Raw genomic sequence first — 24,384 nt, forward strand, 5'->3', positions numbered from 1 at the left:
GCAGCTCCAAACACATAGCTGGCCCATAGCTTCAGCCCATGGCGGCCTAAAGGTACCGGCTGAAGATCGATGTCATGACGAACCTCATCGAGAGCGCCGCGGAGTTCGGTTCTGAGCAACGCTTCACCACCCGCCAGAATGCCGCGGTTGCCGCGCAGGCGGCGGGCGTGCCGGTGCTGGACGTGGTGGTCCCCGTCTACAACGAGCAGGTCGCGCTGCCCGGCTGCATCCGCCGCCTGCACCGCCACCTCGAAGAGCACTTCCCGTACCCGGTGCAGATCACCATCGCCGACAACGCCAGCATCGACGCCACCCCACAGGTCGCCGCCGAGCTGGCCCTCGAGTTCGACAACGTCCGCGTCGTGCGGTTGGAGCTCAAGGGCCGCGGGCGGGCGCTGCACGAGGTGTGGTCGCACTCGCCGTCGCCGGTGCTGGTCTACATGGACGTCGACCTCTCCACCGACCTGGCCGCCCTCGGCCCGTTGGTGGCCCCGCTGATCTCGGGCCACTCGGACCTGGCCATCGGCACCCGGCTCGCCCGGTCCTCCCGCGTCGTGCGGGGACCGAAGCGGGAGTTCATCTCTCGCTGCTACAACCTGATCCTGCGCGGGGCGCTGTCGGCCAAGTTCTCCGACGCGCAGTGCGGATTCAAGGCCATCCGGGGCGACGTGGCCCAGGCGCTGCTGCCGCTCGTCGAGGACACCGGCTGGTTCTTCGACACCGAGCTGCTGGTGCTGGCCGAGCGCACGGGCCTGCGCATCCATGAGGTCCCGGTCGACTGGGTCGACGACCCCGACAGCCGCGTGGACATCATCGCCACCGCGGCCGCCGACCTCAAGGGCGTCGGGCGCCTGCTGCGCGGCTTCGCCAACGGCAGTATCCCGGTGAACACCATTGCCGCCCAGCTGGGTTCGTCGACCAAGGCGGCTGCGCCCGGCTCGCTGCTGCGTCAGGTCGTCCGGTTCGGGACCATCGGCGTCGCCTCGACACTGGCCTACCTGTTGCTGTTCATGATGATGCACACCGCGCTCGGCGCGCAGACCGCCAACCTGGTGGCCCTGCTGCTCACCGCGATCGTCAACACCGCCGCCAACCGGCGCTTCACGTTCGGTGTCCGTGGCGGGGGAGCGGCGAGCGCGACCCGGCACCAGTTCGAGGGTTTGATCGTCTTCGGTATCGCGCTGACCATCACCAGCGGCGCGCTGGCCGGGCTGCACGTGTTCGCGCCGCACGCCCACCATCTGCTCGAGTTGAGCGTGCTGGTGGCGGCCAACCTGGTCGCGACCGCGGTGCGGTTCGTGCTGCTGCGCGGTTGGGTCTTCCACCCCCGGCGCCAGAACTAGGGTGCCCGCCCAGTGCACGAATTGACCTGCCTACCAACCGCTTCAGAGGGGACTTGCCCGTGATCGCCACTGCGCCCACCGTCGCTCATCTGCCGAAGGCCCGCCGCGGCCCGGCAGGCTGGGCCCGCCCCGCATGGGAACGGTCCGCACTGCTGGCACTGCTGGCCGGGACGGCGGTGCTGTACCTGTGGGCGCTCGGCTCGTCGGGCTGGGCCAACTCGTACTACGCCGCCGCGGCCCAGGCCGGCACCCAGAACTGGGAAGCGCTGTTGTTCGGCTCGTTCGACGCCGGCAACGCGATCACGGTCGACAAGCCGCCGGCCGCCCTGTGGTTGATGGGCCTGTCCGGCCGGCTGTTCGGATTCAGCGCGTTCAGCATGCTGCTGCCGCAGGCCCTCATGGGTGTGGCGTCGGTCGGGATGCTGTACGCGACGGTGCGTCGCAGCAGCGGTGCGGTCGCCGGGCTACTGGCCGGCCTGGTGCTGGCGGTGACTCCCGTTGCGGCCCTGATGTTCCGGTTCAACAACCCCGACGCGCTGCTCGTGCTGCTGCTGATCAGCGCGGCTTACTGCACGGTGCGGGCCATCCAGTCCACCGACTTCTCCGTGTCCGCCCGGTGGATGACGCTGACCGGCGTCATCGTCGGCTTCGCCTTCCTGACCAAGATGCTGCAGGCCTTCCTGCCGGTGCCGGGGCTGGCGCTGGCATTCCTGGTCGCCGCACCGTTCAGCGTGGGACGACGGATCGGCGCGCTGGTGATGGCCGGTGTGGCCGTGGTGATCTCGGCCGGGTGGTACATCGCGCTGGTCAGCCTGTGGCCCGCCGACGCCCGCCCGTACATCGCCGGGTCGACCGACAACAGCCTGCTGCAGTTGGCGTTGGGCTACAACGGTATCGAGCGGATCACCGGCGGCGACCGTCCCGGCCCCGGACCCGGCGGCGGCATGCGCGACAACCTGTTCTTCGGCGGGCACGCCGGCATCACCCGGCTGTTCGGCCCGTCGATGGGCGTCGAGGTGTCGTGGTTGCTGCCCGCGGCGTTGATCGGCCTGGTGCTGCTGCTGTGGACGAGTCGCCGCGCCGCGCGGACCGACCTGGCACGCGCCGGTGTATTGCTCTGGGGCGGTTGGCTTCTGGTGACCGGCGCGGTGTTCAGCTTCATGGACGGCACCGTGCACCCCTATTACAACGTCGCGCTCGCCCCTGCGGTCGCCGCGTTGACCGGCATGGTGGTCGCGCAGCTGTGGCAGCGCCGGGAGACATTGTCGGCACGCCTGCTGCTCGCGCTGGTCCTGGTCATCTCGGCCGGCTGGGCATTCGCGCTGCTGTCGCGCACTCCGGACTGGATGCCCGCCCTGCGGTGGGCCATCGCGGTGGTGGCAGTCCTGGCGGCGGTGGCCGTCGTGGTGGTCGGTGCGCGCTCCGGACGGCTCACGGCCGTGGTCGCCGGCGTCGCGATCGTCGCGGCACTGGCCGGGTCGGCGTCGTTCACGATCTACAACGTGGCGGCGGTCCACAGCAGTGGCCCCGGCTCGATGTCCGGTCCGCCGCGGCCGGGCGGCGACGCCTGGCCGGGTGGTGGCCCGGGTGGCCCCCACCGTGACGGCCCCAACGCCGAACTCGAGAACCTGATCCGTGGCACCAACAACCGTTGGGCCGCAGCGACGGTCGGGTCCTTCCAGGCCGGCGATCTGGAGTTGAGCACCGGCAAGTCGTTGATGGCGATCGGCGGATTCTCCGGCGGCGACAACGCGCCGACCCTGACGCAGTTCCAGCAGTACGTGGAAGACGGCCAGATCCACTACTTCATCGCCGGCGACCACAAGGGACCCGGCGGGCCTCGGCGTGACCGCGGGAGTGCCGCGGAGATCACCGCATGGGTGACGGGGCATTTCGCCAAGCTCGACGTCGGCGGCGCGACCGTCTACGACCTCGAGGCGCCCCACTGATCGGAGCATGCGTCTATGCCTCGGATTGCAGTCAGCAGGTGACTTGCGTCTTCTTGGCCTCGCTCAGCCGATCTTGTACGTGCCGACGGCCTTGGCCACCGGGTCGCCGCCCGGGGTCTCGATCTCTACCTCGCAGTGCACCAAGGACTTTCCGCGGTGCAGCACGCGCCCGACACCGATCAGGTCGGTCGACCGGGCGGGAGCCAGGTACTGGACCGACATCGAGATCGTCACCCCGCGAAGCGATTCCGGCTCGCGTTCGGTCGACCACGCCGCCGCCATGACGGTCACATCGGCCAGTGCGGCGATGGCGCCGCCGTGCACCATGTCGGCGAGCGTGGTGTTGGTCGGGTCCCACGGCATCCGCAACCGGACCTCCGGGGCGTCGAGCGCTTCGGCGACGATGCCCAGCTTGGCGACGAGCGGTGACTGCGGGATGAACTGCGCCATGACCTCGGCGCCGGTACTCGGGCTCATGTCCATGGAGTCTGCGGGCGGCGCGGCGCCAATTCAATTACCTTTCAGGTAGGCGGGTTACATTGCCGCCGTGGCGCCCGATCAGAGTCCGCCGTTCCCGAGAGGCCTGGCACTGCTGGTGGCCGGTGCGTACTTCATGGAGGTCCTCGACGGGACCATCATCACACCGGCCATTCCGCTGATCGCTTCGTCGTTGCGCGTGACGCCGATCGACGTCAACGTGGCGATATCGGCCTATCTCGTCACCGTGGCGGTACTGATACCCGTCACGGGCTGGCTGGCTGACCGCTACGGCATCCGGCGGGTGTTCATCTCGGCGATCGTGGTGTTCACCCTGGCCTCCATCGGCTGCGCACTGAGCACCTCGTTGCCGATGTTGGTCGCGATGCGGATCGCGCAGGGCGTGGGCGGCGCCATGATGGTGCCGGTCGGCCGGCTCGCGGTGTTGCGCGACAGCGACAAGGCGCATCTGGTGCGCGCGATCGCGGTGCTGACCTGGCCTGCCATGGCCGCTCCGGTGCTGGCCCCGATGCTCGGCGGGGCCATCGTGATGCTGGGGTCGTGGCGCTGGATCTTCGTGGTCAACATCCCACTCGGCGTGCTGGGAATTGTCTTGGCGCTGAGGCTCGTTCGTGGCGGACCGGAACCGTCGACGCGACCGCTGGACTGGCGGGGTGTGTTGGCGCTGGGCGGTGGGATCGGCGCCGCGCTGATTGCACTCGAGCACATCCGCGTGGCGGGCACGGATTGGTCCTTTGTCGGCAGCTGCGGCGCGGCGGCCACTGTGCTGCTGGTGGCCGCGGTGTGGCATCTGCTGCGGACCGATTCGCCCCTGGTCGACCTGCCGGTGCTGCGGGTGCAGACCCTGCGGATCACCGTCAGCGCCGGCTCGCTGTACCGGTTGGTCATCGTCGCGGTGCCGTTCCTGCTGACGCTGCAGTTCCAGTTGGATTTCGGCTGGAACCCGCTCGCGGCGGGTGTCATGGTGGCGGCGCTGTTTGCCGGCAATCTGACCATCAAGCCGGCGACCACGCCGCTGATGCGTCGGTTCGGGATTCGCAACGTGCTGCTGGTCAACGGCGTCGCCTCGGTGGCGTGCTTCGGCTTGCTGGCGACCCTGCGGCCTGCGCTGCCGCTGGCGGTGACCGCCGTGATCCTGTACGTGAGCGGTGCGCTGCGGTCCATCGGCTTCACCGCTTACAACAACCTGGCGTTCTCCGACGTCGATGGCGACGACCTCACCCACGCCAACACCCTCAACGCCGCCATTCAGGAGTTGGCCGCCGGCCTCGGCGTCGCGGTCGGGGCACTGTTGCTCAGTCGGATCGGCTCGTACCCGTGGACCTATGTGGCGCTCGGGGCGGTGATGGCGCTGACGATCGTGGAGTCATGGCGGCTGCCGCGCTCGGCTGGAGCCCACGTCAGCGGCGCCGGGAAGCAGGCGGGCACAGCAGCGCGTTGTGCTAGCTGATCTTGGTGGTTACAACCGTTGACACTGCGCCACCGGACACGTAAATTCCGACCATGGTTCTTAACTTGACCAGTTCTACCAACTTTACGGGGAAATGATGACCGTGACTCCCGACGCCGCCGAGGCGTCCAAGGTGGACCAGCGGGCCGCCAAATACGAATTGAGCCATCTGCGATCGCTGGAGGCCGAGGCCATCCACATCATCCGCGAGGTCGCCGCGGAGTTCGAGCGGCCGGTGCTGCTGTTCTCCGGTGGCAAGGACTCGATCGTGATGCTGCACCTGGCCATCAAGGCGTTCGCGCCGGGCCGCCTGCCGTTCCCCGTCATGCACGTCGACACCGGCCACAACTTCGAAGAGGTGATCGCGACCCGCGACGCCCTGGTCGAGAAGTACAACCTGCGCCTGGTCGTGGCCAGCGTGCAGGAGGACATCGACGCGGGCCGCGTCGTCGACAACGGTCCATCGCGCAACCCGCTGCAGACGGTGTCGCTGCTGCGCGGCATCCGCGAGAACAAGTTCGACGCCGCCTTCGGTGGCGCCCGGCGCGACGAGGAGAAGGCCCGCGCCAAGGAGCGCGTCTACAGCTTCCGAGACGAGTTCGGCCAGTGGGACCCCAAGAACCAGCGCCCCGAGCTGTGGAACCTCTACAACGGCCGCCACCGCAAGGGCGAGCACATCCGCGTCTTCCCGCTGTCGAACTGGACCGAGTACGACATCTGGGCCTACATCGGCGCCGAGGAGATCGCGCTGCCGGCCATCTACTACGCGCACGAGCGCCAGGTCTTCGAGCGCGACGGCATGCTGCTCGCGGTGCACGAGTACCTGCAGCCGAACGCGGACGAACCGGTGATCACCAAGTCCGTCCGATTCCGCACCGTCGGCGACGTCACCTGCACCGGCTGCGTCGAGTCGGAGGCGTCGACCGTCGAAGAAGTCATCGCCGAGACCGCGGTGTCCCGACTGACCGAGCGCGGCGCGACCCGCGCAGACGACCGGATTTCTGAGGCCGGCATGGAAGACCGTAAGCGGGAAGGCTACTTCTGATATGGCAACGTTGCTTCGTATCGCCACTGCTGGCTCCGTCGATGACGGCAAGTCCACGCTGATCGGCCGGCTGCTCTATGACAGCAAGGCCGTCATGGAGGACCAGCTGGCCGCCGTCGAGCGCACCTCCAAGGAACGTGGCCACGGCTACACCGACCTCGCACTGGTCACCGACGGCCTGCGCGCCGAGCGGGAACAGGGCATCACCATCGATGTCGCGTACCGCTACTTCGCCACGGCCAAGCGGAAATTCATCATCGCCGACACCCCGGGGCACATCCAGTACACCCGCAACATGGTCACCGGCACCTCGACGGCGCAGCTGGCCATCGTGCTCGTCGACGCCCGCCACGGACTGCTCGAGCAGTCGCGCCGGCACGCCTTCCTGGCGTCGCTGCTCGGCATCCAGCACATCGTGCTGGCGGTCAACAAGATGGACCTGATCGATTGGGACCGAACGAAGTTCGAGACGATACGGGATGATTTTCATGAGTTCGTGGCCCGCCTGGATATCCAGGACGTCACCACCATCCCGCTGTCGGCGCTGGCCGGCGACAACGTAGTGACCAAGTCGGACAAGACGCCGTGGTACGAGGGTCCGTCGCTGCTGAGCCACCTCGAAGAGGTGTACATCGCCGGTGACCGCAACCTCATGGACGTCCGCTTCCCGGTGCAGTACGTCATCCGGCCGCAGACCCACGAGCACGCCGACCACCGCAGCTACGCGGGCACCGTCGCCAGTGGCGTCATGCGTCCCGGCGACGAAATCGTCGTTCTCCCAGCGGGAAAGACCAGCACCATCACCGCGATCGACGGACCCACCGGTCCGCTCGAGGAGGCCTTCGCGCCCATGGCGGTGTCGGTCAGCCTTGCCGACGACATCGACATCTCGCGCGGCGACATGATCGCCCGGGTGCACAACCAGCCGCACACCACGCAGGAATTCGACGCCACCGTGTGCTGGATGTCCGACGACGCGAGCCTCGAGCCGGGTCGGGACTACATCATCAAGCACACCACCCGCACCACGCGGGTCCGGGTTACGGACCTCGACTACCGGCTGGACGTCAACACCCTGCACCGCGACAAGAGCGCAACGGCGTTGAAGCTCAACGAACTCGGCCGCGTCACGCTGCGCACGCAGCAGCCGCTGCTGCTCGACGAGTACTCGCGCAACTCGGTGACGGGCTCGTTCATCCTGATCGACCCGGACACCAACGGCACCGTCGCCGCGGGCATGGTGCGTGACACCACCCCGGCTGCCAGCCGTTCGGCCAGCCCGAACGCGGTGCGGCACGCCAACCTCGTCACCGCCGAGGACCGGCTGTCGAAGGGCAGCACGGTGTGGTTCACCGGCCTGTCGGGCTCGGGCAAGTCGTCGGTCGCCATGCTGGTCGAGCGCAAGCTGCTCGAATTGGGCCGTCCCGCATACGTTCTCGACGGCGACAACCTGCGCCACGGGCTGAACTCGGACCTGGGCTTCTCGATGGCCGACCGCTCGGAGAACCTGCGTCGCTTGGCCCACATTGCCACGCTGCTGGCCGACTCCGGCCAGATCGTGCTGGTGCCGGCGATCAGCCCGCTGGAAGAGCACCGCGAGTTGGCGCGAAAGGTCCACACCGACCAGGGATTCGAGTTCTTCGAGGTGTTCATGGACACCCCGCTGGCCGACTGCGAGGCCCGCGACCCCAAGGGTCTGTACGCCAAGGCGCGTGCCGGTGAGATCACGCACTTCACCGGTATCGACAGCCCGTACCAGCGGCCGAAGAACCCGAACCTGGCCCTCGTGCCGGGCGACCTGGATGCCCAGGCGCAGCGCGTCGTCGACATGCTGGTGGCGCCGCGATGAACGATCACGAAGTCGCCGAGCGGCTGGCCACCCGCGCGGGTGACCTGCTGCTGGACGTACGGGCCGAGTTCGCCACGGCCGACGCCTCCGAGCGGAAAGCCGCGGGGGACAAGCGCGCTCACGAGTTCTTGACGACGGAGCTCGCGCGCTTGCGTCCCAACGACGCGGTGCTCTCCGAGGAGGCGACGGAGGAGGAGCGGGCCAACAGCGCCCGCCTGACCTCGGACCGGGTGTGGATCGTCGACCCGCTCGACGGCACCCGCGAGTTCTCCGAGCTGGACCGTGACGACTGGGCCGTGCACGTGGCGCTGTGGGAATCCGGTGAGCTGGTGGCCGGCGCCGTGGCGCTGCCCGCGCAGAACACCACGCTGCACACCCCGGAGGTGGCCGCGCCGCTCGCCGTCGACGGTCCGCCGCGCATCGTGGTGTCCCGCACCCGGCCGCCGGCCGTCGCCCTCGCGGTGCGTGACGCCCTTGACGGCGTTCTGGTCGAAATGGGTTCGGCCGGCGCCAAAGTCGCGGCTGTGATCCAGGGCCGGGCCGATATCTACGTCCACGCCGGTGGTCAGTTCGAGTGGGATTCCGCCGCGCCGGTCGCGGTGGCCCGTGCCGCCGGGCTGCACACCTCGCGCATCGACGGCTCGCCGCTGGTCTACAACCGCGAGGACCCGAAACTGCCCGACCTGGTGGTGTGCCGGCCGGAACTGGCCGAGCGCGTACTGGCGATCACCGCGACGCAGTAGTTCTTGAGATCGACGAAATGGCTGTGGAAACGCATGTTCCCACAGCCATTTCGCGTATCTCGGACGACCGCGTCTGCCATCCATGCAAAAGTCCCTGAGTGCAGTCGAAGTGCCGATCTGCCGATGGTTATTCAGGCCAGGGACTTCTGACGGCCCGAAAAGGTACCTGGCTTCAAAAACCACAGTCGAGAATGCGTCGTGATTGAAGCTACGGATTTAGCTTGGGGCCCTATCGAGCTACGCCGACGCGGTAACCGGCAGCGGCGCATCGACTTTCGCCGGTGCGACGGTACGAACCGCGACGAGGCACCCGATCGCGATGGCAAAGCACAGCACCGTGTACCACAGGCTGCCGATCGGATCCCCGTGCGCGGTAACGCCGTTGGCCGCGCCGAAGTACGCGGGCAGCGCGCTGATCCAGAGCCCCGCCATGACGACGAGGTAGGCGACGGCGTAGCCGATCAACCACGGCGGGCTGACGTAGCGCGGTTCGGTCGGGCTGGTCACCGTGCCGCGCAGCCGGCGCCACTGGGTGACCAGCGCCCAGATCGCCACGGCGCACACCGCCACCAGTTCGGCCGCGTAGGCGATGCCGCCTGCGGTGCTGCTACCGGTGACACCGCCGATGACTGTTGCGGGCAGCGGCAGGATCGCGGTGCCCAGCGAAGCCAGCACCCCGGCAACCACAGTGCGCCACAGGATTTCGAAACCGGTGAAGCGGCGGCCCCGATCCGCGTGCCGGCCCACGAAGAACTGCACGCACAGCGCCAGCGACATCGGCCACAGCGCGGCGAAGACCACCACGCTGGGCAGCGGCACGGAGTCGAACATCGGCTGGTTCATCGGGTTGTGCACCGACCATTCCCACCACCGCAGCTGCGGGCCGAGGTGGTCAAAGATCTCGTAGAACGCGTGGTGGACGAACCCGACACACACGGCGCCGACCAGCGTGCCGTAGCGGCGGAAAACCCCTAGACTGCGGACGATTTCGAACGCGACGGTCGCCATCATCGGGTAGATCGCGACGATGTACAGCGGCAGTCTGCCCCACAGGAAGTCCACCGTGAACACGTTGTGCGCGAACATGGTGTCGACGCGGTCGGCGATGCCGAAGGCCGCCGGGAAGTACAGCGGCGGCTCGATGATCAGCAGGTAGGCCACCGCGCCGAACCATAGTGCGATGTTGGTCGCGTCACCGTGGCGACGAAGCCGGATGATCGCGTAGACGAGCGTCAACACCGCGCCGGTGATGACCGTCAACTCGAGGACCGGCAGGGTCCAGTTCTCCAGCTGCAGGGGATTGCGGACCTCGAGCAGGCCGCCGGCCGTCTCGCAGGAAAAGCCAAGGCGCCCGGCAAGATCGGCGAACGTCGCGGAACACAGGTCAGACATTGGCGCTCTGCTTTCCGGCGGTGTACCAGTGGGTGACGTCGTAGCCGGCGTCGTAGCGGTCGAACCATTCGGTTGCGAGTGCCGGCAGCTTCTCGTGCTCCGGGTTGTGGCCCGGGATCTGGCTGCGGACGATGCCCGACAGGGCCACCAATTGCTCGCGGACCGGCAGATCGTGGAACGCGCTCGTGAACGGCCCGAAGTCAGGGATGCGGCCCAACCGCTTGAGGATCGTGTTCTTCCGGCGCTCGAGCGCGAACGCCGACAGTGCGTCGACCTTGCGGACCTCCAGCGGCAGGTGCTTGTTGAATCCGTTGCACGCCATCCGCACGCAATCCATCACGTGCTTGAAGATCGACGGCGCCACGCGCATGCGGTACCACGGATCGTCGACCAGGCCGTTGTAGATGATGAGCGCCGAGCTCCGGTGTTCGACCTCTTCGACGAAGTGCCACAAGAACAGTGACGCGACGCGATCGTCGCCGGGCGCGAACAACGTGTCGTCGTGGTCGAGCATCAATTTGAAGACGGGCGTGAACGTCGCCTCCAGGTCGGCGGTGTAGGCCAGCCGATATTTGAGGGGCTTGTTGGCGACGAGGTCGTCGAACGCGGCGATCACCTCGTCGAGCGTCTCCTTGAGCTCCGGGTGGGCCTTGATGAGGCCGCGCGCATGGGCCCTGTGGGCCATCGAATGCTGCCCCTCCTGGCGGACGAAGGCGTCGGCCTCTTCGGCGATCACCGGGTCGGTCAGCAGTGGCTTGGCCTCGGCCATGGTGCTGACGATCATCTTCTCGAACGCAATCGCCAAGAAGGACACGGCATTTGCCATGGCAGAGAACGCGGGATTGGTCTCGTTCCAGAGGAACGGCACGGGGTGGTCCGCGAAAGCGAACCGCATCTTGCGGACCTGGAGGTCGGTCACTGGGCACCTCGATCAGTAATCATACAAACTATGTCGTTTGTGTATGGTTACAGTGTTGGCCAACATCCGTCAATGCCCGGGTCGATGTCGGCCGTGTACCGTCCGGCGAATGGCACGCAAACGTCGCGGTTGGGGTGGGGAGCCGCCCGCCGATGACGACGAGGCGACCCGCCGCATCGTTGCCGCGGCAGTCGAACTGCTGTCCACCACGGGCACCGCGATCACCATCGCCGATGTGGCCGAGTCGCTCGGCGTCATCCGGCAGACGGTGTACCGGTACTTCCCGACGGCCGACGAACTCATGCGCGCCGCAGCCATCGCCTCGGTCGCAGGGTTTTTGGATCAGCTCAGCGAGCACGTGCGGGGGATTCACGATCCCGCCGACGCGATGACCGAAGGCGTCCTCTACACACTCGACGCGGTGGCCCGGACGCCGCACCTGGGCATCCTGATGTCGGCGCCGTACGTCAGCGCGCACAGCAGTGACATGGCGTCTGCCGAGGCGCAGGACTTCGGCATGCAGATGATCACCCGGTTCGATGTCGACTGGGCCAGTTACGGATACGACGATGCGGCGCTGCGCGAACTGGTCGAGTTCACGCTGCGCATCATGCTGTCCTACTTCCTCGCGCCGGCGGGGGACGGGCGCACTCCCGACGAGTTGCGGTCCTTCATCCGGCGGTGGCTGGGCGCGGCGATCCTGGGGCAACAACCTGCCCGCTGATCGATCGGTGGCGATAACAGCCGGTCAGGGCTAGTTTGTGTTCGTATGCGCACTTATCTGTCCACTCGTCGTTTGATGGCCGCTGCCGGCGGCGCCGCCCTCCTTGCGATGGGCGTGCTCACCGCGGGTTGTAGCAGCAACGGCGGGCAGTCGCCGTCGACCACCACCACAACGACGACGACCTCGTCGCCGTCTCCATCGGCGACGCCGACGGAGAAGAGCATCAGCCCCACCGGCGGCAACCTGTTCAGTCCGGGCGTCACCGCGCCGGGCGCGCCGACTGTGGCACCGGGTCTGCATCCGGGCCTCAACGGCAACAACTAGAGTCGGGCGCGGGCTGTCGAAAGCGATTCCTGCCGAGGTTAATTCGTCGGCGGGGTGGGCGGGCCGGCCGGTGCTGGATCGTTGCCGACGTTCGGGCACGCGACTTTGAGCTGGTGCACGAGCGTCATCATCGGATGGTATCCATCCATGAAGGTCTGATCGGGACGCCAGTCCGGTGGGGCACTCGGCTTGCCTCGGCTGACCATGTCGAGTTTGTCTGCCAGTGCGGTTACCTTGTCGCGCAATGACATATCGGTGATCGAGGCCGCGTCACTGCGCACCGCGGCCGCCGCGGTGGTGGAGTCACGGACAATGGCGGCGGCATCGGCGGAGCGGGTCAGTCCGAACTGAATGGCGGGCAACGCCTCTGCCCAATGCCGCACTGCTTGGTCGACCTGCCGGCAGTCGGCGCTGGCCTCTTGCTGCGGCGGGTCACTCGAACTGTCCGCTTTGTTGATGGCGATGAGAAGCAAGATCGGCGCGGCGACAGCCAGCAGCGCCAGCAGGATCTTCGGCCTCGACCAGTCCGGTAGCCCCACCAATTCAGCCTAACCGCCGCCGCACGCCACTAGGCTCACAACATGACTCGCCCCACTCTGCGTGAACTGTCCAGCCTGCCTGTCGAACCGGTCCGCCTCGCGGACTCGGCTCTGGTTCTGATCGACTGCCAGAACACCTACACGCAAGGGGTGATGGAGCTCGAGGGCGTGCAGGACGCGCTCGATGAGACCGCCGCACTGCTCGACCGTGCCCGCACGGCCGGCATCCCCGTCATCCACATCCAGCACGACGACGGGCCGGGCTCGCTGTACGACATCGGGGGCGAGTCCGGCGCGATCGTCGACCGGGTGGCGCCGCGCGGCGACGAGCCGGTGATCGTCAAGCAGTACCCGAACTCGTTCGTACAGACCGATCTCGATGAGCGGCTCAAGGCGCTGGGCGCGTCGAACCTGGTGCTCGCCGGCTTCATGACGCACATGTGCGTGAACTCCACCGCCCGCGGCGCGTTCAGCCTCGGGTACGCGCCGACGGTCGTGGCCGCCGCGACGGCGACGCGCACCCTGGCCGGGCCCGACGGCCAGGCAGTACCGGCCGCGGCGCTGCAGGCGGCGAGCCTCGCCGGCCTGGCTGATCTGGTCGCGGTGGTGGCGCCCAACGTCGCAGCTATTCCGGACTAATCCGGCCCGGAATGGCATGATTGGCTGATGCGGATGTCAGCCAAGGCGGAGTACGCCGTCCGCGCCATGGTCGAACTGGCCGCCGCCGACGCGGGTGTGCTGGTCAAGACCGACGACCTGGCCAAGGCGCAGGGCATCCCCGCGCAGTTCCTCGTCGACATCCTGACCAACCTCCGCACCGACCGTCTGGTGCGCAGCCACCGTGGCCGCGACGGCGGCTACGAGCTGGCCCGGCCGGCCGCGGACATCAGCATCGCCGACGTCCTGCGCTGCATCGACGGTCCGCTGGCGAGCGTGCGCGACATCGGTCTCGGCGACCTGCCGTACTCCGGGCCGACGGCGTCGCTCACCGATGTGTGGCGCGCCCTGCGCGCCAGCATGCGCTCGGTGCTCGAACAGACCAGCCTCGCCGACGTGGCCACCGGCAAGCTCCCGGACCACGTCAGCACGCTGGCGGGGGACTACCGCACCCAGGAAGCCCGCCGCGGCCACTAACTTCTTTCCCGCGAGCGGCCGTGTTTGTACTCCGACACACCGTGATTCGCGTGCAATTTCGTCGCGCTCGCGGCGCATGACTGGCCGCTGAATGCTCGCCCGTGCTCAGCCGCCTGAGCCGTACGGCCGGGTGATGATCTCCAGGTAATGCCCGCTGGGATCCTGGAAGTAGACGCCGCGGCCACCGTCGTTGCGATTGATCTCGCCGGGATGCTGACCGCGCGGATCGGCCCAATGTTGCAGTCCGCGTTCACGAATCCGGTCGTAGATCGCGGTGAATTCCTCCTCCGACACCAGGAAGGCATAGTGCTGGGGGACGACCTTGGTGCCCTCCGGGACCTGGGTGAAATCGAGGCTGACGCCGTGATTCAGTTCGACGGCGAGGAATGGCCCGCCTTCTTGGGCGGGAGGCAAACCGAAGAGCTCGGTGAAAAAAGTGGCCGCGGCCGAGCGGTCGGTCGAGTGGACGATGGTGTGGTTGAAGGTGATGGCCATATCCCTCCGTTCTACCCGTTCACGTGCGTCGCGTCACTGCCGGTGTGGGCGGCCCCTGCCTGTCATGATCTAGGTATGGCGTTCGACCTGCGTGAGCTGGCAGTTCCGGTGATCGTCGCGCCGATGGCCGGTGGGCCGTCGACGCCCGAGCTGGCCGCGGCGGGCTCGGCGGCCGGTGGCTTGGGATTCGTGGCGGCCGGCTACCTGACGGCCCAGACGCTTGCCGACCGCATCACCGCCGCACGCGCGCTGACCACCGGCCCGCTGGGCGTGAATCTCTTTGCCTCGCAGCCCAGTACCGTCGAGGCGCGAGAGATCGAGCGGTACGCGACTGAACTCGCCGGTGAAGCCACCCGCTACGGGGCCGCGCTCGGCGATCCGACATTCAACGATGACGACTGGGCGGCCAAGCTCGACGTCGTCGCCGACCTGCGGCCCGATGTCGTGTCCTTCACCTTCGGCGGGCCCACCGCCGACGAGTGCGCGCGGTTGCGGCAGGCCGGTACCACCACGGTCGCAACGGTCACCACCGTGGCCGAAGCCGCGCAGGCCGCAGCCACGGGTGTCGACGCCCTCGCCGTGCAGGGCCCCGACGCCGGCGGCCACCGCGGCACCTACGACCCGCTGGCCGCGCCCGCCACGCAGCCACTCACCGAACTGCTGGCCGACGTGCTCGCCGCGACGGAACTGCCCGTCGTCGCGGCCGGCGGCCTGATGACCGCCGACGACGTCGCCGCCGTCATCGCCGCCGGTGCGGTGGCCGCACAACTCGGCACGGCGTTTCTGCTCGCCGACGAGTCGGGCTCCAGTCCCGTGCACCGCGCCGCGCTCGTCGATCCGCGGTTCACCGAAACCGTTGTCACGAAAGCTTTCTCGGGGCGCTACGCCCGCGGGCTGCGCAACCGGTTCATCGACGAACACGACGCGCAGGCGCCGCTGGGCTATCCCGAGGTCCACTACCTCACCAGCCCGCTGCGCAAGGCTGCAGTGGCGGCCGGGGATCCGGATGGGACGAACGTCTGGGCGGGCACCGGATTCCGGAAGATCCGGTCAGGTTCGGTCGCCGACATCATGGCCGGGCTCGTGTGAGCGTCGTGAAAGGAGCAGGCATGCGAACCGTTGTCGCGATCCCATTGGCGGTGGCCTGCGCCTGGCCGATCACCGTCGCTCATGCCGACCCCGTCCAGGTACCGCGGTGTGCCACTGTGCAATTGACACCGAGCCTGGGCCCGCCCGACGGTGCTGCCGGGACGACGTTCTATCCGGTGATCCTCAAGAACTCCGGCGACGCCCCGTGCAGCATGTCGGGTTATCCGGCAGTGTCCTTCATCGCGGGCTCCGACAATCATGTGGTCGGCGTGGCCGCCAATCAGGACGCGGAAACCGTCATCGGTGTCGTGGTGATCGAACCAGGCCAGTCCACCGCGGCGAACCTCGGCATCGTCAACGCGGGCAACTTCCCGGCCGACTGTGATGCCGTGCCGGTCAGCGGCTTGCAGGTCAACCTGCCGGGGGATACCGCGCCGATCATCATCGGCCACGCTGATACCGCTTGTGCCAGTACGGCTTACCCAACGCTGCGGGTGGGGCCGTTCACCGGCGCGTAGTGATGGTGATGCTGCCGTCATCGGTCCGTGCGGTGATCTGCGAGACGGCACGGGCCGGGTCCTCGGTCTGCGGCACCCGCACCTGCGCGTGGTCGCCCGCCTGTGCCCGCACCAGGTACGGCCCACCGGTCGGCACGGTGAGGTCGATGTCCGAGTCCCGGTTGGTGACCTCGACGGTGCGCGGGGCGACCTCTTTGAGGTCCACGCCGATGTGACCGTCAGTGGACTCGGCGACGAACGCATCGGTGACCACGATCGGGTCGCGGGTCTGGATATCGCCGCTCTGCGTATGGATCTCGATCCGGCGGGCGTTGCCGCCGAGCACGACGGCGCCGTCGGTGTTGTGCACCGTCAGCTGATCCAGGTCGGTCTGGCTCAGCATCACACCGACCTGTTGTTTGGTGGTGACCGAAAGCCGGTGCGCCACATCGGGCGGCAGCGTCACCATGATCTCCCCGGGCGGGCCGAAGTCGAACAGCGGGGACGGTTCACCGGTCACCGTGAGGCTGACGGCGCCGCCGTTGCGGGTGACCTTCAAGGCCTGGTGGTCGTCTTTTGCGGTGTTGAGCAACCGCATCCGGACGCGTGGCTCGTTGACGTTGCGGTCGCTGGTGATCCTGATGGCGGTCGGCAGGTCGCCGGTGTCGATCGTCAGAGAGCTGAAGTCGGCCGGCAGGGTCTCGGTTTCGGCGGCGACGCGCACCGAGCTGATGCCCCAGGCCAATCCGCCGATTCCCGCGGCCGCCGACAGCGTCACGACGACGGCGGTCACCACCAGCAGCGAGCGCATTGCCGACCGACCACCCGGGGTCAGCGCGGGCGGTGTGGCGGCATCGGACAGTGGTGCGGTATCCAGATTCGAAGTCATGGGAAAGTCCTTTTCTCTCTTCAGGATTCGAGATAGCGCAAGACGGCGAGGACACGCCGGTTCTCGCTGTCGTCGGGGGTCAGGTCCAGCTTCGTGAAGATCGACGCGATGTGTTTTTCGGCGGAGCCGATCGACACGTGCAGCAGCGCGGCGATGGCCGAGTTTGTCTTGCCTTCCGCCATCAGCTGCATCACCTCCTGCTCACGCGGGGTGAGTACGGCCAGGGTGGAGCGCCGGTGCGTGCGTACCAGGATTTGGGACACCACTTCGGGGTCCAGGACGGTGCCACCGGTGCCCACCGTGGTGACGGCGTCCAGGAATGCCGGGACGTCGGCGACCCGGTCCTTCAGCAGGTAGCCGAAACCCCTTGTATCCGAGGCGATCAGGTCGGCCGCGTACCGTTCTTCGACATAGTGCGACAGCACCAGCACCGGTGACTCGGGGTTCTGGCTGCGCAGCAGCGCGGCGGCGCGGATGCCCTCGTCGGTGAAGGTCGGCGGCATCCGGACATCGACGATGACGAGGTCGGGGTTGTGCTGGTTGACGGCACGCAGCAGTTCGGTGGCATCGGGCACCCCGGCGAGCACGTCGTGGCCGGCGTCGATCAGGATGCGCTCGATACCCGCGCGCAGCAGGGCCGAATCCTCGGCGATCACAATGCGCATGGCAGTACCGCCGTCACGGTCGTCGTTCCGGTTTCGGGGCTCGAGACGGCGAAGGTGCCGCGCGCCGCGCGCACCCGCTCACCGAGGCCGCGCAGGCCCGTCGTGTCGTCGCCGGTGGTCTGCGCCCCGCCGATGCCGTCGTCGAACACCGAGATGTGCAGTTGGTCGGTGGGTTCGTGGTAGCGCACCGTGACGACGGCGTGGGTGGCCTGGGCGTGCTTGGCGATGTTGGTCAACGACTCGGCGACGACGAAGTACGCGCACGACTCGACCTCATCGGAAAAGCGTTTCGGCAGTTGCAGTTCCAGCGTCACCGGCACGCCGGCGGTTTCGGTGCGCTGCACCACCGCCGACAGGGCGGCGTCCAGGCCACGGTCGGCCAGGATCGTCGGTGCGATGCCGCGCACCACATTTCGCAGTTCGAGCAGAGCGGCCTTGGCGTCGTCGTGTGCCTCGGCGATCAGCTTGCGGGCCTCGGGCAGGTCTGAGTCGAGCTTGGTCTGCGCCAGCCCGATCGTCATGGCCAACGACACGAGCCGGGGCTGCACACTGTCGTGCAGGTCGCGTTCGATGCGGTGCCGTTCGGTGGACGCCGACGACACCGCGCCGCGGCGAGCCTGGTGCAGGGCACTGACCTCATGCTGCAGTGCCGCCGTCGGCGACGCCGGCAGGAGCCACCGGTCGACGGCGGCGTCCACCCGGGGCCCGAAGACCAGGATGCCCGCGGCCGCGGCCAGCGCGATGGCGGCCAGCAGCCAGGACAGCGGCGGGGAGATGAAGCTCAGACCGGCAGCGGGATCACTGTTGTGGATCGCGGTCGCCGCGGCAGGACCGAGCAACGCGAAAGCGAGGAGGGTGAACGCCAGTCCGACCGCGAAGATGTCGAAGACCATGCGCAGGTAGCTGTGTCCCAACACCTTCCAGAACCGGCCGCTGCTGACGTCCAACCACAGCTGATGCGCCCAGCCCTGAAAACCGCTGTAGGGCGTGAGCTTTCGGTACGGGACGGCGATGCCGAAGCCGAACACCGCCTCACTGCGCACCCGTTCCACCCGGTCGGTGGCGCGGACGGCGTAGACGAACACCAGCCCGCCGAACACCGTCCCGATCACCGAGGGGATCGAGGTGACGGCGAGGATGAGCAGGGACAGCGGTATCCAGAACCAGATCATGCCGGTGACGGCGCCGACGATCATCGACGACGTGGGCACGACACCGAGATCGGATGCGCGCTGCACGGCCGGTGCCGTTGTCGGATGTGTCGGCTCGACCGACGCGGGGTCTGTAGCTGTTGCGACCATGCCTCCAACTTAGGCACCGGCGGAGTCCGGGGACACGGCGTTTTCCCACGACATCTCTGGGGGTAAACCCCCACCGGTTCGCCCTGTACCGGGCCTTGCCGGCCCACCCGTGACCAGAGCCTTACCGGTCAACCCGAACCCTCGCGCTGGACGCGCATGCCAGAATCGGCTGTGTGCAGATCGGGATGACGATGCCAGTGATGGAGCCCAACCTCGATGCGGCAACGCTGACGGCCTGGGCAAGAGTGATCGACGGCGGGCCCTTCTCGTCCCTGTGCTGGGGCGAGCGCATCGCGTTCGACAACCCCGATTCGCTGACGCTGCTCGGCGCACTGGCGGCCTGGACCGACCGGGTACGGCTGGTCACCACGGTGATCGTCCCGCAATTGCATGATCCGGTGATGCTGGCGAAAGCGCTTGCCACCGGCGACATGCTCAGCGGTGGACGGCTGACGGTCGGCCTCGGCGTCGGGGGCCGGCACGAAGACTACAACGCCGTCGGCGCCGACCCGAAGACCCAGACCATGCGCGGCATGGCCGAACGTGTCGCGCTGATGAAGCGCGTGTGGGCGGGGGAGAAGCTCACCGAATCCGTGCTGCCCGTCGGGCCCGAGACTGTTCAGCCGGGCGGCCCGCGATTGCTGGTCGGCACCATCGGTCCGAAAACCGTACGCAGCGCGGCCAATTGGGCGGACGGCATGGCGGGTACCACGCTGGACCTCAACGTGGAGCGCGAGAGCGAACTGTTCGACGTCGCCCGGGAGGCCTGGGCCGAGGCGGGAAAACCCAAGCCGCACTTGGCCACGTCGTTCTGGTTCGCCCTCGGTGAGAAAGACGAGGCGCGCAGCCAGGTGCACCGGCACCTGCGCCGGTACATGAACTGGATTCCGGAGGAGTACGTCGACGCGATGGCGCCGACCACGGGCTGGGCCGGCACCGAAGACGAATTGCTCGACGTGCTGCAGAAGTTCGACGACATCGGCACCGACGAGGTGCATCTCATCCCCACCAGCTCGGACATCGACCAGCTGCGTCGGGTGGCCGACGTGGTCAAGGATTTCACCGGAGAGGCGGCGCTATGAGTCGTGCGACGGACGTGCTGGCCGGCTTGCCCGAGGTGCGGGTGTGGCAGGAGGACCTGTACCGCGATCTGCACGAGCACCCGGAGCTGTCACACCAGGAACATCGCACCGCAAAGCTGGTGTCGGACAAGCTGACCGAGCTCGGTTATGAGGTGACCGCCGGCATCGGCGGCACCGGCGTCGTGGGCATCCTGCGCAACGGGGACGGCGCGTCGGTGCTGATGCGGGCCGACATGGACGCGCTGCCCGTTGCCGAGGCCACCGGGCTGCCCTACGCGAGCACCGTGCGCGGCACCGACGGCGCCGGCAAGGACGTGCCCGTCATGCACGCATGCGGCCACGACACCCATGTCACCTGTCTGCTCGGCGCGGCCGCGCTGCTGGCCGATGGACGAGATCACTGGCAGGGCACCGCGATTGCGCTGTTCCAGCCCGCCGAAGAGGTTGGTGGCGGTGCCGCCGGCATGGTCGCCGACGGGCTGGCGGACGTCGTCGGCAAGGTCGACGTGGCGCTGGGACAGCATGTCGCGCCGGCGCCGGCCGGATTCGTCGGCACCCGCAGCGGGCCGGTCATGGCCGCGGCCGACAGCATCCGCGTGACGGTGTACGGGCGCGGCGGCCACGGCTCCATGCCCAACGCCACCATCGATCCCGTCGTGCTGGCCGCGATGATCGTGATCCGGCTGCAGACCATCGTGTCGCGTGAAGTCGCGCCGACCGAGACCGTCGTGCTCACCGTCGGCAGCATCAATTCGGGCACCAAGAGCAACATCATCGGTGACCACGCCGTGCTGGAACTGAACCTGCGCACCTACGACGACGCCGTGCGCACCGCGGTCATCGCGGCCGTGAAGCGCATCGTCATCGCAGAGTGCCAGGCGTCGGATTCACCGAAAGAGCCGGAATTCGAGTTCTACGACCAGTTTCCGGTCACCGACAACGACGAAGCCGCCACCGCCCGTGTGCACGACGCCTTCGTCGAACAGTTCGGCGACCGCGTGCTGGCCATCCCGCAGGCCTCCGCGAGTGAGGATTTCAGCGACATCCCCCGGGCGCTCGGTGTGCCGTACACCTACTGGATGTTCGGTGGCATCGATGCCGCGGAATTCACCCGCGCCGCCGAAGCCGGCCGGATCAGCCAGGACATCCCGGTGAACCACTCGCCGACGTTCGGCCCGGTGATTCAGCCGACGCTCGACACCGGCACCGAGGCACTCGTGGTGGCCGCGCTGTCCTGGTTGTAGTCCTTTGGGCGGTAGGCGATCTCGAAGACGCACGCCGCCAGCACGCAGAGTGCGATCGCTTCGATCATCTGGATGATCAGCATCGTCCACGTGGTGTGGGAGACGGCGACGAAGAACTGCATGTTGGGGATGACGACGAACAGGCCGCCCCAGATGCCCCACCAGGCGGCCTTTCCCAGCCCACGGCCGGGGTACAGCCGCAGGAACAGGAAGCACAGCATCGTCAGCTGCAGGACGTATGTGAACCCGAGAAACGGGAACAGGTCCATGATTTCGGCCAGCGGGCGCTGCGGGTAGTCGGCCGCCGGGTAGCTGTTGCCGAACAGCGCCGGTCCCGCCGTCTTGTGGAAGACGACGTCGAGGATGAACGTCAGGATCGACACCGGCACCGCGATCACCAAGAAGCGTCTCCACCCAAATTGCTTGCCCATGACATCCTTTCGATCGCGAGATTCGGGTCGTTGATATCTCGGTTGGGCGCGCCGCGGATCGCGGCTTCCCGGCAGCCGGACAGTGCCTGACGGAAAGATCCGGCAAAACCGCGTTTGACCAGCACTTCGACGGGTAACCTCCGCGTTGGACACTGCCTCGGTGTGGGACGGGAGTAACGGTGAAGATCAAACTTGTGGCGCCCGTGGGCATCGCCGCGATCGCGCTGGGTATGGCCGGCATGACGGCGGGCTCCGCCTCGGCCGCCAACAACATCAAGCCCTTCGGTCAGCAGGAGACGCTGAACGAGATCGGCTATACGGTCAAGGGCTTGAAGCCGAGTTCGGACCCCGTGCCGCATAACGGCCGGCTCTACTCGGCGACCGTCACGGTCGAAGGGGTCGGCGGCTGGGCCAACCCGATCGTCGGGTTCTTCAACGCCCGCGCCGAGAGCGGCGCGAACTACCGGGTCATCGGTGGGGGCGTGCCGTCGGCGCCGCCTGGTGGGACGACGACCGGCAAGCTCTACTTCGACGTCGTCGGTGAGGCGCCGAACAGCGTCGTCTACAACGACGGATTCCAGGACCTGATGGTGTGGGTGCCTCGCCCTTCCGCGAGTGTCGTAGCTGCTGCCGACGCCGACGACGACGTCGTCGGGACCAGCGAGATCATCACCGCACCGGCCGCCGAGAGCACACCGCCCGCCGAGGGGACGCCGACAGGCGGCAATTTCTTCGCCCCTGAAGTCGTCGCGCCGCCGCCCTTCGAGCTGACCGAAGCCGAGGTGGCGTCGCCGGGATACAACGAGGGTGGCCGTCGCTGAGCAAGCTCTGATTGCGGCTGGGGGATTCTTGGGCTGGCACGACGTGCGGAACCACACATAAAAGCCTGATTGGGTGCCCCCGGCAGGATTCGAACCTGCGGCCTTCTGCTCCGGAGGCAGACGCTCTATCCCCTGAGCTACGGGGGCGCTTGATGCTGGCGAGCCAGCGGCGCCGTTGGGCGATCACAGACTAGCGCATCGGTGGCCCGCCTCCCGAATCGGTGCGGACTGCCTACCGACCAGCAGGTGACCGATGACAAGCCTGAGCAGCTCAGCCCATAGGATGGACCCCCGTGACCCCCGCCGATCTGGCTGAACTGCTCAAGAACACCGCCGCCGTGGTCCTGGTCGAACACGACCTGGACATCGCCGCGCTGCCCGAAACAGTGGCCATCGAGCGTCCCCGCAACCCCGAGCACGGCGATTACGCGACCAACCTGGCGCTGCAGCTGGGCAAGAAGGTCGGCGTCAACCCGCGTGACCTGGCCGAATGGCTGGCAGAGCGGCTGAACGACGCCGACGGTATCGCCGACGCCACGGTTGCCGGTCCGGGCTTCGTGAATCTGCGCATCGAGGCGTCCGCGCAGAGCGTCGTCGTTCTCAACGTCTTGGGTGCCGGCGACCGCTACGGCACATCCGAGGAGCTCAAGGGCCGCCACATCAACCTGGAGTTCGTCTCGGCGAACCCGACCGGCCCCATCCACATCGGCGGCACCCGCTGGGCCGCCGTTGGTGACGCGCTGGGCCGCCTGCTGGCCACGCAGGACGCCACCGTCGTCCGCGAGTACTACTTCAACGACCACGGTGGGCAGATCGACCGCTTCGCCCGCTCGCTGGTCGCGGCCGCCAAGGGCGAGCCGGCCCCCGAGGACGGCTACGGCGGCGATTACATCAAGGACATCGCCGCCGACGTCGTGGCCAAGCGGCCCGACGCCCTGAGCCTGCCGGCCGGCGAGTGTCAGGAAGTCTTCCGCGAGCTCGGCGTGGATTTGATGTTCGGCCAGATCAAGCAGTCGCTGCACGACTTCGGCACCGACTTCGACGTCTACACCCACGAAGACTCGATGCACACCTCGGGCCGAGTGGAGCAGGCCATCGAGAAGCTGCGCGAGAACGGCTCGATCTACGAGCAGGACGGCGCAATCTGGTTGCGCACCACCGACTTCGGTGACGACAAGGACCGCGTCGTCATCAAGAGCGACGGCAACCCGGCGTACGTCGCCGGTGACATCGCGTACTACCTGGACAAGCGCCAGCGCGGGTTCGACCTGTGCATCTACATGCTTGGCGCCGACCATCACGGCTACATCGGCCGCCTCAAGGCCGTCGCCGCCGCGCTCGGCGAGGACCCCGACACCGTCGAGGTGCTGATCGGCCAGATGGTCAACCTGGTCAAGGACGGCCAGCCGATGCGCATGAGCAAGCGCGCCGGCACCGTGATCACCCTGGAGGACCTGGTCGACGCCATCGGCGTGGACGCGGCCCGCTACGTGCTGATCCGGTCGTCGGTGAACAGCCCGATCGACATCGACCTGGGGCTGTGGGCCAGCGCGTCCAACGAAAACCCGGTCTACTACGTGCAATACGCGCACGCGCGGCTGTCGGCCCTGGCACGCAACGCCGCCGATCTCGGCTTGCAGTCGGACCTCGGTCACCTCGATCTGCTGAGCCACGATCGCGAAGCCACGCTGATGCGCACCATCGGCGAGTTCCCGCGGGTGCTCAAAACCGCTGCGGCCCTTCGGGAACCGCACCGCGTGTGCCGGTACCTGGAGGACCTGGCCGGTGACTACCACCGGTTCTACGACTCCTGCCGCGTGCTCCCCATGGGCGACGAAGAGCACAGCGACCTGCACCGCGCGCGCCTGGCGCTGTGCGCGGCGACCCGCCAGGTCATCGCCAACGGTCTGCAGATCCTCGGCGTGAGCGCACCGGAGCGGATGTGAGCGGACAGCCGACCG

The 24,384-nt window shown here is 67.8% G+C and carries 25 protein-coding genes and 1 tRNA gene; 16 read left to right on the top strand and 10 right to left on the bottom strand.

Translation table 11 applies throughout. The annotated features are described in order from the left end of the window. The first annotated feature begins 74 nt into the window (after window positions 1-74). A complete protein-coding gene (locus H289_RS0127545; RefSeq protein WP_020104088.1) occupies window positions 75-1,343 on the top strand; it encodes a bifunctional glycosyltransferase family 2/GtrA family protein in 1,269 nt (422 codons plus the stop codon). A gap of 59 nt (window positions 1,344-1,402) precedes the next feature. Then, window positions 1,403-3,292, top strand: a complete 1,890-nt coding sequence (locus H289_RS0127550) for a glycosyltransferase family 39 protein (RefSeq protein ID WP_020104089.1) — start codon at window positions 1,403-1,405, stop codon at window positions 3,290-3,292. Between the two features lie 63 nt (window positions 3,293-3,355). On the opposite strand, the gene H289_RS0127555 is transcribed toward H289_RS0127550, so the two are convergent. After that, complete coding sequence (locus tag H289_RS0127555) at window positions 3,356-3,775, bottom strand: PaaI family thioesterase (RefSeq protein ID WP_020104090.1); 420 nt, start codon at window positions 3,773-3,775, stop codon at window positions 3,356-3,358. 100 nt (window positions 3,776-3,875) lie between these two features. On the opposite strand from H289_RS0127555, the gene H289_RS31510 reads away from it, so the two are divergent. The 4 genes from H289_RS31510 (at window position 3,876) to H289_RS0127575 (ending at window position 8,877) form a co-directional block, all read left to right on the top strand. Then, entirely contained in the window at window positions 3,876-5,240 is a 1,365-nt protein-coding gene (locus H289_RS31510; RefSeq protein WP_051128620.1) for an MFS transporter, read from the top strand. A gap of 94 nt (window positions 5,241-5,334) precedes the next feature. Next, window positions 5,335-6,285 (top strand): sulfate adenylyltransferase subunit CysD, encoded by a 951-nt coding sequence (cysD, locus tag H289_RS0127565; protein ID WP_020104092.1) that lies wholly within the window; start codon window positions 5,335-5,337, stop codon window positions 6,283-6,285. A 1-nt stretch (window position 6,286) separates the two neighbouring features. Beyond that, window positions 6,287-8,134 carry a sulfate adenylyltransferase subunit CysN gene (gene cysN, locus H289_RS0127570; protein ID WP_020104093.1) on the top strand — a complete coding sequence of 616 codons (1,848 nt, stop codon included), beginning with the start codon at window positions 6,287-6,289 and terminating at the stop codon, window positions 8,132-8,134. Continuing rightward, window positions 8,131-8,877, top strand: coding sequence for a 3'(2'),5'-bisphosphate nucleotidase CysQ (locus H289_RS0127575; protein ID WP_020104094.1), 747 nt, complete (start codon window positions 8,131-8,133; stop codon window positions 8,875-8,877). The genes cysN and H289_RS0127575 overlap by 4 nt, the downstream gene beginning before the upstream one ends. A 237-nt stretch (window positions 8,878-9,114) precedes the next feature. Here H289_RS0127575 and H289_RS0127580 read toward each other — a convergent pair whose 3' ends face one another. Beyond that, entirely contained in the window at window positions 9,115-10,269 is a 1,155-nt protein-coding gene (locus tag H289_RS0127580; RefSeq protein WP_020104095.1) for a DUF7802 domain-containing protein, read from the bottom strand. Beyond that, window positions 10,262-11,188, bottom strand: a complete 927-nt coding sequence (locus H289_RS0127585) for a metal-dependent hydrolase (RefSeq protein ID WP_020104096.1) — start codon at window positions 11,186-11,188, stop codon at window positions 10,262-10,264. The genes H289_RS0127580 and H289_RS0127585 overlap by 8 nt, the downstream gene beginning before the upstream one ends. A 109-nt stretch (window positions 11,189-11,297) precedes the next feature. Between H289_RS0127585 and H289_RS0127590 the strand changes: the two genes are divergently transcribed. Both H289_RS0127590 and H289_RS0127595 read left to right on the top strand, forming a co-directional pair. Then, window positions 11,298-11,912, top strand: coding sequence for a TetR/AcrR family transcriptional regulator (locus H289_RS0127590; protein ID WP_020104097.1), 615 nt, complete (start codon window positions 11,298-11,300; stop codon window positions 11,910-11,912). Window positions 11,913-11,957: 45 nt separating this feature from the next. Then, complete coding sequence (locus H289_RS0127595; RefSeq protein WP_029105832.1) at window positions 11,958-12,236, top strand: hypothetical protein; 279 nt, start codon at window positions 11,958-11,960, stop codon at window positions 12,234-12,236. A gap of 38 nt (window positions 12,237-12,274) precedes the next feature. Here the strand turns inward: H289_RS0127595 and H289_RS0127600 are convergent, their stop codons facing one another. After that, on the bottom strand, window positions 12,275-12,775 hold the full coding sequence (locus H289_RS0127600) for a hypothetical protein (protein ID WP_020104099.1): 501 nt from the start codon (window positions 12,773-12,775) through the stop codon (window positions 12,275-12,277). A gap of 42 nt (window positions 12,776-12,817) precedes the next feature. Here H289_RS0127600 and H289_RS0127605 point away from each other — a divergent pair, with 42 nt between their 5' ends. Together H289_RS0127605 and H289_RS0127610 are read left to right on the top strand one after the other, a co-directional pair. Continuing rightward, window positions 12,818-13,414: a cysteine hydrolase family protein gene (locus tag H289_RS0127605; protein ID WP_020104100.1), complete on the top strand. Its 597-nt coding sequence runs from the start codon at window positions 12,818-12,820 to the stop codon at window positions 13,412-13,414. Window positions 13,415-13,441: 27 nt separating this feature from the next. Further along, a complete protein-coding gene (locus H289_RS0127610) occupies window positions 13,442-13,909 on the top strand; it encodes an Rrf2 family transcriptional regulator (RefSeq protein ID WP_020104101.1) in 468 nt (155 codons plus the stop codon). A 105-nt stretch (window positions 13,910-14,014) separates the two neighbouring features. On the opposite strand, the gene H289_RS0127615 is transcribed toward H289_RS0127610, so the two are convergent. Beyond that, complete coding sequence (locus H289_RS0127615; RefSeq protein ID WP_020104102.1) at window positions 14,015-14,404, bottom strand: VOC family protein; 390 nt, start codon at window positions 14,402-14,404, stop codon at window positions 14,015-14,017. 75 nt (window positions 14,405-14,479) lie between these two features. Here H289_RS0127615 and H289_RS0127620 point away from each other — a divergent pair, with 75 nt between their 5' ends. Both H289_RS0127620 and H289_RS32110 read left to right on the top strand, forming a co-directional pair. Further along, window positions 14,480-15,493, top strand: coding sequence for a nitronate monooxygenase (locus H289_RS0127620; RefSeq protein WP_020104103.1), 1,014 nt, complete (start codon window positions 14,480-14,482; stop codon window positions 15,491-15,493). Window positions 15,494-15,513: 20 nt separating this feature from the next. Beyond that, window positions 15,514-16,011, top strand: coding sequence for a DUF4232 domain-containing protein (locus H289_RS32110; RefSeq protein ID WP_155944283.1), 498 nt, complete (start codon window positions 15,514-15,516; stop codon window positions 16,009-16,011). Here the strand turns inward: H289_RS32110 and H289_RS0127630 are convergent. Genes H289_RS0127630 through H289_RS0127640 form a run of 3 tightly spaced genes read right to left on the bottom strand, consistent with a single transcriptional unit; the run spans window position 15,998 to window position 18,845 of the window. Beyond that, complete coding sequence (locus H289_RS0127630) at window positions 15,998-16,879, bottom strand: DUF4097 family beta strand repeat-containing protein (protein WP_020104105.1); 882 nt, start codon at window positions 16,877-16,879, stop codon at window positions 15,998-16,000. The two genes, H289_RS32110 and H289_RS0127630, sit on opposite strands and share 14 nt — an antisense overlap. 20 nt (window positions 16,880-16,899) lie before the next feature. Further along, window positions 16,900-17,544: a response regulator transcription factor gene (locus H289_RS0127635; protein ID WP_029105833.1), complete on the bottom strand. Its 645-nt coding sequence runs from the start codon at window positions 17,542-17,544 to the stop codon at window positions 16,900-16,902. Then, entirely contained in the window at window positions 17,532-18,845 is a 1,314-nt protein-coding gene (locus H289_RS0127640) for a sensor histidine kinase (protein ID WP_029105834.1), read from the bottom strand. Before H289_RS0127640 ends, H289_RS0127635 begins: the two co-directional genes overlap by 13 nt. A gap of 185 nt (window positions 18,846-19,030) precedes the next feature. Between H289_RS0127640 and H289_RS0127645 the strand changes: the two genes are divergently transcribed. Both H289_RS0127645 and H289_RS0127650 read left to right on the top strand, forming a co-directional pair. Further along, complete coding sequence (locus H289_RS0127645; RefSeq protein ID WP_029105835.1) at window positions 19,031-19,927, top strand: LLM class flavin-dependent oxidoreductase; 897 nt, start codon at window positions 19,031-19,033, stop codon at window positions 19,925-19,927. Further along, on the top strand, window positions 19,924-21,171 hold the full coding sequence (locus H289_RS0127650; RefSeq protein WP_020104109.1) for an amidohydrolase: 1,248 nt from the start codon (window positions 19,924-19,926) through the stop codon (window positions 21,169-21,171). The genes H289_RS0127645 and H289_RS0127650 overlap by 4 nt, the downstream gene beginning before the upstream one ends. On the opposite strand, the gene H289_RS0127655 is transcribed toward H289_RS0127650, so the two are convergent. After that, the gene (locus tag H289_RS0127655) at window positions 21,111-21,602 is read right to left on the bottom strand and encodes a hypothetical protein (protein ID WP_020104110.1); all 492 of its coding nucleotides are present in this window, start codon (window positions 21,600-21,602) and stop codon (window positions 21,111-21,113) included. The genes H289_RS0127650 and H289_RS0127655 overlap by 61 nt on opposite strands. Window positions 21,603-21,781: 179 nt before the next feature. Here H289_RS0127655 and H289_RS31520 point away from each other — a divergent pair, with 179 nt between their 5' ends. Next, window positions 21,782-22,423 carry a DUF1942 domain-containing protein gene (locus H289_RS31520; RefSeq protein ID WP_020104111.1) on the top strand — a complete coding sequence of 214 codons (642 nt, stop codon included), beginning with the start codon at window positions 21,782-21,784 and terminating at the stop codon, window positions 22,421-22,423. 74 nt (window positions 22,424-22,497) lie between these two features. Here the strand turns inward: H289_RS31520 and H289_RS0127665 are convergent. After that, window positions 22,498-22,570: transfer RNA gene (locus H289_RS0127665), tRNA-Arg, on the bottom strand. A 146-nt stretch (window positions 22,571-22,716) separates the two neighbouring features. Between H289_RS0127665 and argS the strand changes: the two genes are divergently transcribed. Continuing rightward, the gene (argS, locus tag H289_RS0127670) at window positions 22,717-24,369 is read left to right on the top strand and encodes an arginine--tRNA ligase (protein ID WP_020104112.1); all 1,653 of its coding nucleotides are present in this window, start codon (window positions 22,717-22,719) and stop codon (window positions 24,367-24,369) included. Window positions 24,370-24,384 lie beyond the last annotated feature (15 nt).

It is taken from the genome of Mycobacterium sp. 360MFTsu5.1, assembly GCF_000383495.1.
Classification (GTDB): Bacteria; Actinomycetota; Actinomycetes; order Mycobacteriales; family Mycobacteriaceae; genus Mycobacterium; species Mycobacterium mucogenicum_B.

Excerpts from the sequence above, each read along its gene's own strand:
- H289_RS0127545 (WP_020104088.1), top strand. The coding sequence starts at position 75 with ATGACGAACCTCATCGAGAGCGCCGCGGAGTTCGGTTCTGAGCAACGC.
- H289_RS0127555 (WP_020104090.1), bottom strand. The coding sequence starts at position 3,775 with ATGGACATGAGCCCGAGTACCGGCGCCGAGGTCATGGCGCAGTTCATC.
- cysD (WP_020104092.1), top strand. The coding sequence starts at position 5,335 with ATGATGACCGTGACTCCCGACGCCGCCGAGGCGTCCAAGGTGGACCAG.
- cysN (WP_020104093.1), top strand. The coding sequence starts at position 6,287 with ATGGCAACGTTGCTTCGTATCGCCACTGCTGGCTCCGTCGATGACGGC.
- H289_RS0127575 (WP_020104094.1), top strand. The coding sequence starts at position 8,131 with ATGAACGATCACGAAGTCGCCGAGCGGCTGGCCACCCGCGCGGGTGAC.
- H289_RS0127580 (WP_020104095.1), bottom strand. The coding sequence starts at position 10,269 with ATGTCTGACCTGTGTTCCGCGACGTTCGCCGATCTTGCCGGGCGCCTT.
- H289_RS0127590 (WP_020104097.1), top strand. The coding sequence starts at position 11,298 with ATGGCACGCAAACGTCGCGGTTGGGGTGGGGAGCCGCCCGCCGATGAC.
- H289_RS0127595 (WP_029105832.1), top strand. The coding sequence starts at position 11,958 with ATGCGCACTTATCTGTCCACTCGTCGTTTGATGGCCGCTGCCGGCGGC.
- H289_RS0127605 (WP_020104100.1), top strand. The coding sequence starts at position 12,818 with ATGACTCGCCCCACTCTGCGTGAACTGTCCAGCCTGCCTGTCGAACCG.
- H289_RS0127610 (WP_020104101.1), top strand. The coding sequence starts at position 13,442 with ATGCGGATGTCAGCCAAGGCGGAGTACGCCGTCCGCGCCATGGTCGAA.
- H289_RS0127615 (WP_020104102.1), bottom strand. The coding sequence starts at position 14,404 with ATGGCCATCACCTTCAACCACACCATCGTCCACTCGACCGACCGCTCG.
- H289_RS0127620 (WP_020104103.1), top strand. The coding sequence starts at position 14,480 with ATGGCGTTCGACCTGCGTGAGCTGGCAGTTCCGGTGATCGTCGCGCCG.
- H289_RS32110 (WP_155944283.1), top strand. The coding sequence starts at position 15,514 with ATGCGAACCGTTGTCGCGATCCCATTGGCGGTGGCCTGCGCCTGGCCG.
- H289_RS0127630 (WP_020104105.1), bottom strand. The coding sequence starts at position 16,879 with ATGACTTCGAATCTGGATACCGCACCACTGTCCGATGCCGCCACACCG.
- H289_RS0127635 (WP_029105833.1), bottom strand. The coding sequence starts at position 17,544 with ATGCGCATTGTGATCGCCGAGGATTCGGCCCTGCTGCGCGCGGGTATC.
- H289_RS0127640 (WP_029105834.1), bottom strand. The coding sequence starts at position 18,845 with ATGGTCGCAACAGCTACAGACCCCGCGTCGGTCGAGCCGACACATCCG.
- H289_RS0127645 (WP_029105835.1), top strand. The coding sequence starts at position 19,031 with ATGACGATGCCAGTGATGGAGCCCAACCTCGATGCGGCAACGCTGACG.
- H289_RS0127650 (WP_020104109.1), top strand. The coding sequence starts at position 19,924 with ATGAGTCGTGCGACGGACGTGCTGGCCGGCTTGCCCGAGGTGCGGGTG.
- H289_RS0127655 (WP_020104110.1), bottom strand. The coding sequence starts at position 21,602 with ATGGGCAAGCAATTTGGGTGGAGACGCTTCTTGGTGATCGCGGTGCCG.